Consider the following 12716-nt stretch of genomic DNA (forward strand, 5'->3'; position numbering starts at 1 on the left):
CCCGCAAAGGATTTGGGCGATCGGCGGGCGACCGTGTAATGTCTTCCTCGCTCGCCCCAATAGCTCAGTCGGTAGAGCGTCTCCATGGTAAGGAGAAGGTCTGCGGTTCGATTCCGCATTGGGGCTCTGGTGAGAGAGGTTCCCCACCCTCGGGTGGGGAACGGATCTCATCAAAGCGGCGTAGCTCAGTCGGTAGAGCAAGCGGCTCATAATCGCTGTGTCACCGGTTCAAGTCCGGTCGCCGCTACACACAGTAGCCGATTGCGGGGTCGGTCTCCCGATCGGCTACTCTTTTATGCGTTCATCCGTCCAATTGTCCGTCAAGGAGCACTCACGTGGCTGCCACCGACGTCCGCCCGAAGATCACGCTGGCCTGCGTGGAGTGCAAGGAGCGGAACTACATCACCAAGAAGAACCGGCGTAACAACCCGGACCGTCTTGAGATGAAGAAGCACTGCCCGCGTTGCAACTCGCACACCGCGCACCGCGAGACCCGCTAACAACTAGCGAAGTCTCGTACAACAGGCACAGTCATACCGTCATGAGGTCGTCCCCTTCATTGGGGGGCGGCCTTGTGTCGTTTCGACAGATCGTTTCAACAGGGAGGTAGGGAGTCATGGCGCTCGACCAGTCCTTCGTGGGGCGGAGCTACCCGCCCACCGATCCGTACGAGGTCGGCCGGGAGAAGATCCGCGAATTCGCGGTCGCCGTGGGTGACGCCAATCCGGTGTACACGGATCCCGAAGCAGCCAAGGCGTTCGGTCACCAAGACGTGATCGCCCCGCCGACCTTTGTGTTTGCCATCACGTTCGCGGCAGCCAGCCAGGTCGTGGACGACCCGCAGCTGGGGCTGGACTACAGCCGCGTCGTGCACGGTGACCAGAAGTTCGCGTACACCCGTCCCGTGCAGGCCGGAGACCGGCTGACGGTGACCTCGACCATCGAGGCCATCAAGTCGCTCGCGGGCAACGACGTCATCGACATCCGCGGTGAGGTCCACGACGAGTCCGGCGAGCACGTGGTGACCGCCTGGACGAAGCTCGTCTCCCGGGCGCCCGAGCCCGCCGCCGCTCCTGCCGCCGCCGGTTCCGCCCCCGAGGAGGCCTGAGATGGCTGCCCAGATCCAGTACGACGACGTCGAGGTCGGCACCGAGCTGCCGGCGGCGTCCTTCCCCGTCACGCGGGCGACGCTGGTGCGGTACGCGGGTGCGTCGGGTGACTTCAACCCGATCCACTGGAACGAGAAGTTCGCCACCGAGGTCGGACTGCCCGACGTGATCGCCCACGGCATGTTCACCATGGCCGAGGCGATCCGCGTGGTGACCGACTGGGTCGGCGACCCGGGTGCGGTCGTCGAGTACGGGGTGCGGTTCACGAAGCCGGTCGTCGTCCCGAACGACGGGCAGGGCGCGCTGATCGAGGTCACGGCCAAGGTCGCGGCGAAGCTGGACGACAACCGGGTGCGGGTCGACCTGACCGCCACCAGCGCCGGGCAGAAGGTGCTGGGGATGTCGCGCGCGGTGGTTGCTCTCGCGCCGTAAAGAGCCCCCGGGCACCCTGTGCCCCGGTCCTCCGGGAGTCGCTCGGGGCTCATGCGTTTCTTGCGTTACCGACAAGGCCCTGGCCGGCGAGGAAACTCGCAGGTCAGGGCCTTGTCGCTGGTCGGGTCGGCGTGAGGCTTGCCAAGTTAGTGATTGAGCACTAACTTCGAAACATGGCAAGGATGAGTGCGGAAGAGCGGCGCGAGAGCGTCATCCTGGCGGCGATGGGCGAGTTCGCGCGGGGCGGGTACTACGGGACCTCCACCGAGGCGATCGCCAAGCGGGTCGGGGTGTCCCAGCCGTACCTCTTCCGGCTCTTCCCGAACAAGCAGGCCATCTTCCTGGCCGCCGCCGCTCGCTGCATGGAGGACATCCGGCGCGTCTTCGAGGAGGCCGCCAAGGGCCTCCAGGGCGAGGATGCGGTCCAGGCGATGAGCGTGGCGTACATGAAGCTGATCGCCGAGCAGCCCGAGAAGCTGCAGATGCAGCTCCAGACGTACGTGACCGTCGCCGCCGCCGAGGCTGCCGGGGAGCCCGAGTTCGGCGAGATGGTGCGGGCCGCCTGGATGGAGTTGTGGGACACCCTGCACGTGCCGCTCGGGGCGGACGTGAAGGAGACGACCAGCTTCCTCGCGTACGGAATGCTGATCAACACCCTGTCCGCCATGGGGTTCCCTCCGGGGCACCGGGTCTGGGACGGCTGCTATCCGGGCGTCCGGCCCGAGTAGCGGGTACGCCCCTCCGTCCATCCCCGCCTCCACCGCTCTACCCCTTCACCCCTTCACCGCTCCACTCCTCCGTCCGTCGTGCGCCGGCCGCGCGTCCTGCGCCTCCCGTCGTGTCCTGCGCATCGGCCGGTGTAGGGCTCAGCTCTGTCCGTTGAAGTTAGTGATCAATAACTAGTTTTGGGGGAATCGTGCAAGACACCAAGCTTCGCGGGCCTGCGGTCTGGGCCCTCGTCATCACCGGGGCCGCCAGCTTCATGGCCGCGCTCGACAACCTCGTCGTCACCACCGCGCTCCCCTCCATCCGCGAGGACCTCGGCGGGAAGCTGGAGGACCTGGAGTGGACGGTGAACGCGTACACGCTCACCTTCGCCGTCCTGCTCATGTTCGGCGCGGCCCTCGGTGACCGGTTCGGCCGCCGGCGGCTCTTCATAGCGGGTACGGCCGTGTTCACCGTCGCCTCCGCCGCCGCGGCCCTCTCGCCCGGCATCAACGAGCTCATCGCCGCCCGAGCCGTCCAGGGAGTCGGCGCGGCGATCATGATGCCGCTCTCGCTCACGCTGCTGACCGTCGCCGTCCCCGCCGCCCGGCGCGGAATGGCCCTCGGCATCTACGGAGCCCTCACCGGCCTCGCCGTCGCGAGCGGGCCGCTCATCGGCGGCAGCCTCACCGAGCACATCTCCTGGCAGTGGATCTTCTGGCTGAACGTCCCGATCGGGCTGGCCCTCATGCCGCTCTCCCGGATGCGGCTCGGCGAGTCCACCGCCCCGCAGGCGAAGCTCGACGTCCCCGGCACCCTGCTCATCAGCGGCGGGCTCTTCGGCATCGTCTACGGGCTGGTCAACGCCAACGCGCACGGCTGGACCAGCCTTCCCGTACTCAGCGCACTGCTGGTGGGGGCGGCGCTCGTGGGCGGGTTCATCCACCACGGCTTCCGCAACGCCAACCCGGTGCTGCCCATGCGGCTCTTCCGGGACCGGGGCTTCTTCGGCATCAACATGGCGAGCCTGCTGATGTTCGTCGGGATGTTCGGCTCGATCTTCCTGCTGAGCCAGTTCCTCCAGGGCGTCCTCGGCTACTCGCCCACCGAAGCCGGGCTGCGCATGCTCCCCTGGACCGCGATGCCCATGATCGCCGCCCCGATCTCCGGGATCCTCTCCGACCGGATCGGCAGCCGCCCCGTCGTGGTCGCCGGGCTGGCGCTCCAGGCCATCGGCCTCGGCTGGTTCGCCGTGATCCTGGGCACCGAAGTCTCCTACGGCGCCCAGCTCCCCGCGATGATCATCAGTGGCATCGGGATGGGCCTGTTCTTCGCCCCCGCCTCCAACGCCCTCATGTCCACCGTCGCCCCCGCCGACCAGGGCAAGGCCGCCGGCGCCAACAGCGCCCTGCGCGAAGTCGGCGGAGCCCTCGGCGTGGCCGTCCTCGCCTCCGTCTTCTCCGCCCAGGGCGGCTACCAGTCCGGGCAGTCCTTCACCGACGGCACCGTCCCCGCCCTCTGGATCGGCGGCGCCGCCGTCGCAGTGGCGGCCGCCCTGGCCCTGCTGCTCCCCGGCCGGGCCGCGGAGAAGGCCCGGGCCGCGGCGTCCCTGCCGACGGCGGACAGCCCGGTCGGAGCCCTGCCGGCGGACGGGCTCCCGGCGGACGGCCAGGGTGCGGCCCCGGCCGGCGGGCGCGTCACCGAGAAGGTGGCCGTCTGAGCGGGTCCCGCTCGCCGGCCGGTGCCTGCGCGGCGGCCGGCGGGGGAACCGCAGCCGCCGCGCCGCACGCAGTTCCGTACGACACGACACGAGCGAGGAAAGGCCCGTCGTGCCCGACATCCGGCCGCGGCCTATACGAAGGAGGCCGCGTTCGTCTTCTGGACCGTCCCGGCGAGCGAGCTCCCCATCGGCTGGGCCGAGGCGGAGCGCCGCCTCGCCGAGCAGGAGAAGAAGCAGGCGCAGAAGCAGGCGGAGAAGCAGGAGAAGGGGCAAGAGTCGGAGCGCGGGTGACGTGGGCCGTTTCGGCCCCGTACGGCCCTGCGGTACGCGTACGGTCCGTGGCCCCGCCTGCTCGCGGGGACGCGGACCGTACTCTTGTCCACGTGCAGGAACTCCACGACGCCCCCCTCGCCCCGCTGACCACCTTCCGGCTCGGCGGCCCCGCCGCCCGGCTGGTCACCGCGACCACCGACGCCGAGGTCGTCGCCACCGTGCGCGCCGCGGACGAGAGCGGCACCCCGCTCCTGGTCATCGGAGGCGGCAGCAACCTGGTCATCGGCGACCAGGGCTTCGACGGCACCGCCCTGCGGATCGCGACCACCGGGTTCGCGCTCGACGGGACCCGGCTGGAGCTCGCGGCCGGCGAGAACTGGAGCGAGGCCGTCGCCCGCGTGGTCGACGCCGGGCTCGCGGGCATCGAATGCCTCGCCGGGATCCCCGGCTCGGCCGGCGCCACCCCGATCCAGAACGTCGGGGCGTACGGCCAGGAGGTCTGCGACACGATCACCGAGGTCGTCGCCTACGACCGCACGCGCGGGGAAACGGTCACGCTCTCGGCCGCCGACTGCGCGTTCGCGTACCGCGACAGCCTCTTCAAGCACCAGCCCGACCGGTACGTCGTCCTGCGCGTCCGCTTCGCCCTGGAAGACGCGGGCGGCCTGTCCGCGCCGGTCAAGTACCCCGAGACGGCCCGCGCCCTCGGCGTCGAGGCCGGCGACCGGGTGCCCGCGGCGCAGGCCCGCGAGACCGTCCTGCGGCTGCGCGCCGGCAAGGGCATGGTCCTCGACCCCGCCGACCACGACACCTGGTCGGCCGGCTCCTTCTTCCACAACCCGATCCTCGGCGACGAGGCGTACGCCGCCTTCCTCGCCCGCGCCCAGGAGCGGCTCGGCCCCGAGACCGCCCCGCCCGCGTACCCGGCCGGCGAGGGCCGTACGAAGACCAGCGCGGCCTGGCTGATCGACAAGGCCGGCTTCACCAAGGGCTACGGCGACGGCCCCGCCCGCATCTCCACCAAGCACACCCTCGCCCTCACCAACCGGGGCGAGGCCACCACCGAAGACCTCCTCGCCCTGGCCCGCGAGGTCGTCGCGGGCGTCCACGCGGCCTTCGGCGTCACCCTGGTCAACGAGCCGGTGACGGTCGGCGTCAGCATCTGAGGAGTCCCGGCCCGCCCATGCTCTGTCCCCTGCACGGGGCCGGTACGGACCCCACCCGGCTGGTGGGACGCACGATCAGAAGGGTCGTCGCGTCCTGGCACATCAGCGACGGCGAACGCTCCGAGGCGCCCCTCGACGTCTGGCTCCTCGACAGCGACGGTGAGTCCACCCGGATCACCACCGGGTCCGACGCCTGCCTCATCGTGGAATCCGAGGCGCCGCACGAGCCCTACGACATGGGGGAGTGGGGCCGCATCGAGGTCGGCGAGGACCTCGGAGACCACCCCTTCCTGCGCCACCTCGGCGACACCGTGGAATCGGTCGCCGAGTTCGCCCTGCCCGCGCAGGGGCGCACCCACCTGGAGATCGGCTTCCCGGACGGCGCGCGGGTGCGCGCCGACTGCCACGAGGGCGACCTGCGGCTCACGCGCTGACCCGCTGATCCCCTGGAGGGCTCCCGCCGCCGCCCCTTACGAGGCGATCCAGTGGTCGATGCCGGCCAGCAGCTTCTCCTGTACTCCGGCGGGCGCGGCACTGCCGCGCACCGACTGGCGGGCCAGCTCGGCGAGCTCCGCGTCCGTGAAGGCGTGGTGCCGGCGGGCGATCTCGTACTGGGCCGCGAGCCGGGACCCGAAGAGCAGCGGATCGTCCGCACCGAGGGCCATCGGGACCCCGGCCTCGAAGAGCGTGCGCAGCGGCACGTCCTCGTGGCGTTCGTAGACCCCGAGGGCGACGTTGGACGCCGGGCAGACCTCGCAGGTGATCTGGCGGTCGGCGAGCCGTTTGAGCAGGCGGGGATCCTCGGCGGCCCGTACGCCGTGCCCGATGCGGGCGGCGTGCAGATCGTCGAGGCAGTCCCGGACGGAGGACGGGCCGGTGAGCTCGCCGCCGTGCGGGGCCGCGAGGAGTCCGCCCTCGCGGGCGATGGCGAAGGCCCGGTCGAAGTCGCGGGCCATGCCGCGGCGCTCGTCGTTGGAGAGGCCGAAGCCGACGATGCCGCGGTCGGCGTAGCGAACGGCGAGCCGGGCCAGGGTGCGGGCGTCGAGGGGGTGCTTCATGCGGTTGGCCGCGATGACGACCCGCATGCCGAGGCCGGTCTCGCGGGAGGCGGCGTCCACGGCGTCGAGGATGATCTCGACGGCGGGGATCATCCCGCCGAGGAGGGGGGCGTAGGAGGTGGGATCCACCTGGATCTCCAGCCAGCCGCTGCCGTCCCGCACGTCCTCCTCCGCGGCCTCGCGGACCAGGCGGCGGATGTCGTCGGGCTCGCGGAGGCAGGAGCGGGCGGCGTCGTAGAGCCGCTGGAAGCGGAACCAGCCGCGTTCGTCCGTGGCGCGGAGCTTCGGTGGCTCGCCGGAGGTGAGGGCGTCCGGGAGGCGGACGCCGTACTTGTCGGCGAGCTCCAGCAGGGTCGACGGGCGCATCGAGCCGGTGAAGTGCAGGTGGAGGTGGGCTTTCGGCAGAAGCGTGAGATCGCGTGCGTGCTCCATCTGGTGATCCTGCCGCACTTGTCACCCGATCGGCAGCCCGATTCCCTGAACGGGTCCTTGCCCGAACGTAAATCCGGGGGGGGCGGGGGCGCTGGAGTGGCGCTGCGCGGGGCTGTCCCCTACCCGTCCTTCCACCGTTCCCCGGGGCTCCGCCCCGGACTCCGCGCCTCAAACGCCGGCGGGGCTGGGTTCGGTAAACGCCTGAGCGGCGGCTCCCCGGAGGGAAACCGCCGCTCAGACCTGCCTTCGAGCCGCTCTAGGCCTTCGCCTCCGCGAGGAGCTTCTGGATGCGGGAGACGCCCTCGACCAGGTCCTCGTCGCCCAGGGCGTAGGAGAGGCGGAGGTAGCCGGGGGTGCCGAAGGCCTCGCCCGGGACGACCGCGACCTCGGCCTCGTCCAGGATCAGGGCCGCGAGCTCGACGGAGGTCTGCGGGCGCTTGCCGCGGATCTCCTTGCCGAGGACGTCCTTGACCGCCGGGTAGACGTAGAAGGCACCCTCGGGGGTCGGGCAGAAGACGCCGTCGATCTCGTTCAGCATCCGCACCATCGTCTGGCGGCGGCGGTCGAAGGCGGTGCGCATCTCGTGGACGGCGTCCAGGTTGCCGGAGACGGCGGCCAGCGCCGCGACCTGGGCCACGTTGGAGACGTTGGAGGTGGCGTGCGACTGGAGGTTGGTCGCGGCCTTGACCACGTCCTTCGGGCCGATGACCCAGCCCACGCGCCAGCCCGTCATGGCGTACGTCTTGGCGACGCCGTTGACGATGATGCACTTGTCGGCCAGCTCGGGAACGATCGCCGGGAGGGAGACGAACTTCGCGTCGCCGTAGACCAGGTGCTCGTAGATCTCGTCGGTCAGGACCCACAGGCCCTTCTCGACGGCCCAGCGGCCGATCGCCTCGGCGTCGGCCTCGGTGTAGACGGCGCCGGTCGGGTTCGACGGGGAGACGAAGAGGACGACCTTCGTGCGCTCGGTGCGGGCCGCCTCGAGCTGCTCGACGGAGACCCGGTAACCGGTGGTCTCGTCGGCGACGACCTCGACCGGGACACCGCCTGCGAGCCGGATCGACTCCGGGTACGTGGTCCAGTACGGCGCCGGGACGATGACCTCGTCACCCGGGTCCAGGATGGCCGCGAACGCCTCGTAGATCGCCTGCTTGCCGCCGTTGGTCACCAGGACCTGGGACGCGTCGACCTCGTAGCCGGAGTCGCGCAGCGTCTTCGCGGCGATGGCGGCCTTCAGCTCGGGCAGACCGCCGGCCGGCGTGTAGCGGTGGTACTTGGGGTTGCGGCAGGCCTCGACCGCGGCGTCGACGATGTAGTCCGGGGTGGGGAAGTCGGGCTCGCCCGCTCCGAAACCGATCACCGGACGCCCGGCGGCCTTGAGGGCCTTGGCCTTGGCGTCGACGGCGAGGGTGGCGGACTCGGAGATGGCACCGATACGGGCGGATACGCGGCGCTCGGCGGAAGGCGTTTCAGAGGTCATGGGCCAATCGTCCCAGACGCGAAACGAGCGCCGCACTCCGTTTCAGTTACCGGACGGCCGCTCTCCGGACGGTGCTGTTCGACGTCAGGGCCCGGACCACGTACACTCAACCGTCGTTGGCCCAAGTCAACCGCTGCAGAGCGTGAGCACACCGTGCACTCGTCTGGATGCGGTAGGTTGGGGCACGCAAAGGGTCGTAGCTCAATTGGTAGAGCACTGGTCTCCAAAACCAGCGGTTGGGGGTTCGAGTCCCTCCGGCCCTGCTCCACACTCCTTCTCGGACGTGTGTGCGCAGGTACGTACTTAGATGCAGTGCCGTGCGGCGCAACCGGGCGCGGCTACGGCCACGACCCGGATTCAGGTGAGAGACGTGACGGACGCCCTGGGCTCCATCGACATGCCTGACGCCGAGGATGACACTCGCGAGAAGAAGGCCCGCAAGGGCGGCAAGCGCGGCAAGAAGGGCCCTCTGGGTCGTCTCGCGCTGTTCTACCGCCAGATCGTCGCGGAACTCCGCAAGGTTGTATGGCCCACTCGCAACCAGCTGACGACGTACACCACTGTGGTGATTGTCTTCGTCGTCATCATGATCGGTCTGGTGACCGTGATTGACTATGGGTTCCAGGAAGCCATCAAGTTCGTCTTCGGCTGATCCCCGCGGAGGGCGGCGCCTTGATGGGTGCCGCCCGTTTTCGCATGTTCGACCACCTTTTGTATCCAGGAAGAAGCAGCCACCGTGTCTGACCCGAACCTGAACGTGAGCCCCGACTCCGTCGAGTCCGTCGAGGACGAGCTCGACATCGTCGAGGCTGCAGACGCCGTGGACCCCGACGAGGCCGAGCTCGCCGACGCCGAGGCGGGTGTCGCCGCCGAAGAGGCTGCGCTGCACGTCGAGGAAGAGGTCGACGCCGAGGCTGAGGACGACGCCGAGGTCGAAGAGGCCGACGACGAGTCCGACGAGGACGAGACCGACGAAGAGGCTTCCGACGAGGACGCCTCCGACGAGGACGACGCCGCCGAGGCCGAGGCCGAGGCCGACGTGGAGGCCGAAGAGGCCGACGCGGAGCCCGCCGAGCCCGTAGACCCCATCCAGGCCCTGCGCGAAGAGCTGCGCCTCCTGCCCGGCGAGTGGTACGTCATCCACACCTACGCCGGCTACGAGAAGCGCGTGAAGGCCAACCTGGAGCAGCGCGCCGTCTCGCTCAACGTCGAGGACTTCATCTACCAGGCCGAGGTGCCCGAGGAAGAGATCGTCCAGATCAAGAACGGCGAGCGCAAGAACGTCCGGCAGAACAAGCTGCCCGGTTACGTTCTCGTCCGCATGGATCTGACGAACGAGTCCTGGGGCGTCGTCCGCAACACCCCGGGCGTCACCGGCTTCGTGGGCAACGCGTACGACCCGTACCCGCTGACCCTGGACGAGATCGTCAAGATGCTCGCCCCGGAGCTGCAGGAGAAGGCCGCCAAGCTGGCAGCGGAAGAGGCCGGTCTGCCGGCGCCCGCCGTCAAGCGCGCCATCGAGGTCCTGGACTTCGAGGTCGGCGACTCGGTCACCGTCACCGACGGCCCGTTCGCGACGCTGCAGGCGACCATCAACGAGATCAACCCGGACTCGAAGAAGGTCAAGGGTCTCGTCGAGATCTTCGGCCGCGAGACCCCGGTCGAGCTCAGCTTCGACCAGATCCAGAAGAACTGATCCACAGCCTTCTGGCACGCGCTTCCGGACAGGTCAGATTGCCCCCTTGCGGGCGGTCTGACCTGCTCGGTTTTCAGCCTCGCACCGATACCCGTTATCGTGGTGCGGTATGCCTCCATCCGGATGACCGGATTGGCGGCGAAAACTCTCACTAGGACCCGGAGAGAGCAATGCCTCCCAAGAAGAAGAAGATCACGGGGCTTATCAAGCTCCAGATCAAGGCCGGTGCGGCCAACCCGGCTCCGCCGGTCGGCCCCGCGCTCGGTCAGCACGGCGTCAACATCATGGAGTTCTGCAAGGCCTACAACGCCGCGACCGAGTCGCAGCGTGGCATGGTCGTGCCGGTGGAGATCACGGTCTACGACGACCGCTCCTTCACCTTCATCACCAAGACGCCGCCGGCCGCGCGCCTCATCCTGAAGAGCGCCGGCGTGGAGAAGGGCTCTGGCGAGCCGCACAAGACGAAGGTCGCGAAGCTTACGCGTGACCAGGTTCGCGAGATCGCCACGCTCAAGATGCCTGACCTGAACGCCAACGACATCGACGCCGCCGAGAAGATCATCGCCGGCACCGCGCGTTCGATGGGCATCACGGTCGAAGGCTGATTCAGCCACCCCAGCACCACAGTGGTAGGGCCAAGCGCTGGTCCGCACCACGACTCCACACCTGAAGCCACAACACAGGAGCAGAAGTGAAGCGCAGCAAGACTCTCCGCGCTGCGGACGCCAAGGTCGACCGGGAGAAGCAGTACGCCCCGCTCGAGGCCGTCCGTCTCGCCAAGGAGACCTCCACCACGAAGTTCGACGGCACCGTCGAGGTCGCCTTCCGCCTGGGTGTAGACCCGCGCAAGGCCGACCAGATGGTCCGCGGCACCGTGAACCTCCCGCACGGCACCGGCAAGACCGCCCGGGTCCTGGTCTTCGCGACCGGTGACCGTGCTGCGGCCGCGGAAGCCGCCGGCGCCGACATTGTCGGCGACGACGAGCTCATCAACGAGATCGCCAAGGGCAACCGCCTCAACGAGTTCGACGCCGTTGTCGCCACGCCGGACCTCATGGGCAAGGTCGGCCGCCTCGGCCGCGTGCTCGGTCCCCGTGGCCTGATGCCGAACCCGAAGACCGGCACCGTCACGATGGACGTCGCGAAGGCTGTCACCGAGATCAAGGGTGGCAAGATCGAGTTCCGCGTCGACAAGCACTCGAACCTGCACTTCATCATCGGCAAGGTCTCCTTCTCCGATGAGCAGCTGGTCGAGAACTACGGCGCGGCCCTGGACGAGATCCTTCGTCTGAAGCCGTCCGCCGCGAAGGGCCGCTACATCAAGAAGGCCGCCCTCAGCACCACGATGGGTCCCGGCATCCTGCTGGACTCCAACCGCACCCGGAACCTCCTCGTCGAGGAAGACCCGGCCGCGGTCTGATCAGCCCGAGCCTTCGGGCTCTGAGCCTCACGGCTCGCTGAACGGCTGAATCCGGGCCCTTCGTCCCCTTCCAGGGGGCGGGGGGTCCGGATTTTTTTGTCCCTGGACATCGGCGGCTCGAGCCTCAAACCTGCTCGACAGGCGATCCCCGAGTGGTTCACAGTGAGTTGCCTGCGATGTGCAGGTAGTTCGCGATGCTTCCGCAGCGCAGTACCCAAGGGGTGGGGAATGAAGAAGAAGTCCGTATGGACGCGTGCCGGTGTCTCGGTGGCCGCGGTCACCGTCGTGGTCGGCGTCGCGGGATGTCAGGACGGCGCTACGAAGGCCGCAGACGAGCCCGCGGCCCAGTCACCGGTCTCGGCGAAGCAGAGCCCCGTCGAGGTCATCCAGGCCGCTTACAAGAAGACGGCGGCGGCGAAGTCGGCCAAGGTCCGCATGACGATGTCGCTGCCGGCGGACAGCAAGGCCGGTGGCGGCACGGTGGAGCTTTCCGGGGTCCAGGGGTGGGATCCGGCCGTCATGGACATCACCATGAAGGGCTCGATGTTCAAGGACCTCGCGGCCGCGGGCGGCGGAGAGGCCCCCGACGCCATCCGCATGGTGGTCACGAACAACGTCATGTACATGGACATGGGCACCGCGAACGCCGCCCAGCTGGACGGCAAGCGCTGGATGAAGCTGGACCTGAACGCCGCCGCGCAGGCCGGGGGCGCGGGCCCTGCCGACCTCGGCGGCATGAGCAACATGAACCAGGACCCGGCACAGCAGATCGCGCTGCTGCTCGACTCGAAGAACCTCAAGCACGTCGGTACCGAGCAGGTCGAGGGCGCGAGCGCGGAGCGCTACCAGGGCACGCTGAGCTTCGAGGAGATGCTCGCCGCCAACGAGTCCTCCAAGGTGCTCTCCGAAGCCGACCGTGCGGCGCTGGTCGAGAAGGTCAGGAAGGCCGGCCTCAAGGGCTACGACACGAACCTCTGGGTCAACAAGGACGGCTACCCGGTCCGCATGAGCGTCTCCATGGAGATGGCCGACGGCAAGGTGGACCTGGATGCCTACTACTCGGACTACGGCTCGGCGGCCACCGTGCAGACCCCGGCCGACAGCGAGACCTTCGACCTGTTCGGCATGCTCAAGGAGATGGGCGGGGCGGGCGCAGGGGCCTGACCCCAGCCGGCCGCCGGCCCCGGGCTGACCGATTTGCCTGACCGGCGAACGGTCACGT

At 69.1% G+C, this 12716-nt stretch carries 15 protein-coding genes and 3 tRNA genes; 16 read left to right on the forward strand and 2 right to left on the reverse strand.

Translation table 11 applies throughout. The annotated features are described in order from the left end of the window. Positions 1-53: 53 nt before the first annotated feature. The 10 genes from ACFVX6_RS10975 to ACFVX6_RS11020 all read left to right on the forward strand — a co-directional run bounded on the left by ACFVX6_RS10975 (position 54) and on the right by ACFVX6_RS11020 (position 5839). Positions 54-126 (forward strand) — tRNA-Thr (locus tag ACFVX6_RS10975). Positions 127-174: 48 nt separating this feature from the next. Continuing rightward, positions 175-247: transfer RNA gene (locus ACFVX6_RS10980), tRNA-Met, on the forward strand. An 88-nt stretch (positions 248-335) separates the two neighbouring features. Next, positions 336-500 carry a 50S ribosomal protein L33 gene (gene rpmG / locus ACFVX6_RS10985; RefSeq protein ID WP_003956487.1) on the forward strand — a complete coding sequence of 55 codons (165 nt, stop codon included), beginning with the start codon at positions 336-338 and terminating at the stop codon, positions 498-500. A gap of 116 nt (positions 501-616) precedes the next feature. Continuing rightward, positions 617-1108 carry a MaoC family dehydratase N-terminal domain-containing protein gene (locus tag ACFVX6_RS10990; RefSeq protein ID WP_389690067.1) on the forward strand — a complete coding sequence of 164 codons (492 nt, stop codon included), beginning with the start codon at positions 617-619 and terminating at the stop codon, positions 1106-1108. A gap of 1 nt (position 1109) precedes the next feature. Further along, positions 1110-1541, forward strand: coding sequence for a MaoC family dehydratase (locus tag ACFVX6_RS10995; protein ID WP_389690069.1), 432 nt, complete (start codon positions 1110-1112; stop codon positions 1539-1541). A gap of 173 nt (positions 1542-1714) precedes the next feature. Further along, positions 1715-2269, forward strand: coding sequence for a TetR/AcrR family transcriptional regulator (locus tag ACFVX6_RS11000; RefSeq protein ID WP_389690071.1), 555 nt, complete (start codon positions 1715-1717; stop codon positions 2267-2269). A gap of 185 nt (positions 2270-2454) precedes the next feature. Then, a complete protein-coding gene (locus ACFVX6_RS11005) occupies positions 2455-3966 on the forward strand; it encodes a DHA2 family efflux MFS transporter permease subunit (protein ID WP_389690132.1) in 1512 nt (503 codons plus the stop codon). A 21-nt stretch (positions 3967-3987) separates the two neighbouring features. Further along, a complete protein-coding gene (locus ACFVX6_RS11010) occupies positions 3988-4257 on the forward strand; it encodes a hypothetical protein (protein ID WP_389690073.1) in 270 nt (89 codons plus the stop codon). 92 nt (positions 4258-4349) lie between these two features. Continuing rightward, a complete protein-coding gene (locus tag ACFVX6_RS11015) occupies positions 4350-5405 on the forward strand; it encodes a UDP-N-acetylmuramate dehydrogenase (protein ID WP_351440552.1) in 1056 nt (351 codons plus the stop codon). 17 nt (positions 5406-5422) lie between these two features. Next, positions 5423-5839, forward strand: coding sequence for a hypothetical protein (locus tag ACFVX6_RS11020; RefSeq protein WP_383948079.1), 417 nt, complete (start codon positions 5423-5425; stop codon positions 5837-5839). A gap of 36 nt (positions 5840-5875) precedes the next feature. Here ACFVX6_RS11020 and ACFVX6_RS11025 read toward each other — a convergent pair whose 3' ends face one another. Both ACFVX6_RS11025 and ACFVX6_RS11030 read right to left on the reverse strand, forming a co-directional pair. Then, entirely contained in the window at positions 5876-6895 is a 1020-nt protein-coding gene (locus ACFVX6_RS11025; RefSeq protein ID WP_266955934.1) for an adenosine deaminase, read from the reverse strand. Positions 6896-7151: 256 nt separating this feature from the next. Beyond that, positions 7152-8378 (reverse strand): pyridoxal phosphate-dependent aminotransferase, encoded by a 1227-nt coding sequence (locus ACFVX6_RS11030; RefSeq protein ID WP_266905489.1) that lies wholly within the window; start codon positions 8376-8378, stop codon positions 7152-7154. Positions 8379-8568: 190 nt separating this feature from the next. On the opposite strand from ACFVX6_RS11030, the gene ACFVX6_RS11035 reads away from it, so the two are divergent. From ACFVX6_RS11035 to ACFVX6_RS11060, 6 genes are all read left to right on the forward strand, one after another. Next, positions 8569-8641 (forward strand) — tRNA-Trp (locus tag ACFVX6_RS11035). A gap of 107 nt (positions 8642-8748) precedes the next feature. Further along, positions 8749-9030 carry a preprotein translocase subunit SecE gene (gene secE / locus ACFVX6_RS11040; RefSeq protein WP_030298162.1) on the forward strand — a complete coding sequence of 94 codons (282 nt, stop codon included), beginning with the start codon at positions 8749-8751 and terminating at the stop codon, positions 9028-9030. Between the two features lie 84 nt (positions 9031-9114). After that, positions 9115-10074 carry a transcription termination/antitermination protein NusG gene (gene nusG / locus ACFVX6_RS11045; protein WP_389690076.1) on the forward strand — a complete coding sequence of 320 codons (960 nt, stop codon included), beginning with the start codon at positions 9115-9117 and terminating at the stop codon, positions 10072-10074. A 170-nt stretch (positions 10075-10244) separates the two neighbouring features. Further along, positions 10245-10679: a 50S ribosomal protein L11 gene (rplK, locus tag ACFVX6_RS11050; RefSeq protein WP_053682632.1), complete on the forward strand. Its 435-nt coding sequence runs from the start codon at positions 10245-10247 to the stop codon at positions 10677-10679. A gap of 86 nt (positions 10680-10765) precedes the next feature. Beyond that, the gene (rplA, locus tag ACFVX6_RS11055; RefSeq protein WP_243333339.1) at positions 10766-11494 is read left to right on the forward strand and encodes a 50S ribosomal protein L1; all 729 of its coding nucleotides are present in this window, start codon (positions 10766-10768) and stop codon (positions 11492-11494) included. Between the two features lie 228 nt (positions 11495-11722). Further along, entirely contained in the window at positions 11723-12658 is a 936-nt protein-coding gene (locus ACFVX6_RS11060; protein ID WP_389690079.1) for a hypothetical protein, read from the forward strand. Positions 12659-12716: the final 58 nt, after the last annotated feature.

This window comes from Streptomyces sp. NPDC058289 (assembly GCF_042880975.1).
Lineage (GTDB): Bacteria > Actinomycetota > Actinomycetes > Streptomycetales > Streptomycetaceae > Streptomyces > Streptomyces stoeckheimensis.

What these genes read in the sequence shown, in the direction of transcription:
- ACFVX6_RS10990 (WP_389690067.1), top strand. Translation starts at nt 617, where the DNA reads ATGGCGCTCGACCAGTCCTTCGTGGGGCGGAGCTACCCGCCCACCGAT.
- ACFVX6_RS11030 (WP_266905489.1), bottom strand. Translation starts at nt 8,378, where the DNA reads ATGACCTCTGAAACGCCTTCCGCCGAGCGCCGCGTATCCGCCCGTATC.
- rplK (WP_053682632.1), top strand. Translation starts at nt 10,245, where the DNA reads ATGCCTCCCAAGAAGAAGAAGATCACGGGGCTTATCAAGCTCCAGATC.
- ACFVX6_RS10995 (WP_389690069.1), top strand. Translation starts at nt 1,110, where the DNA reads ATGGCTGCCCAGATCCAGTACGACGACGTCGAGGTCGGCACCGAGCTG.
- ACFVX6_RS11020 (WP_383948079.1), top strand. Translation starts at nt 5,423, where the DNA reads ATGCTCTGTCCCCTGCACGGGGCCGGTACGGACCCCACCCGGCTGGTG.
- ACFVX6_RS11060 (WP_389690079.1), top strand. Translation starts at nt 11,723, where the DNA reads ATGAAGAAGAAGTCCGTATGGACGCGTGCCGGTGTCTCGGTGGCCGCG.
- ACFVX6_RS11025 (WP_266955934.1), bottom strand. Translation starts at nt 6,895, where the DNA reads ATGGAGCACGCACGCGATCTCACGCTTCTGCCGAAAGCCCACCTCCAC.
- ACFVX6_RS11000 (WP_389690071.1), top strand. Translation starts at nt 1,715, where the DNA reads ATGGCAAGGATGAGTGCGGAAGAGCGGCGCGAGAGCGTCATCCTGGCG.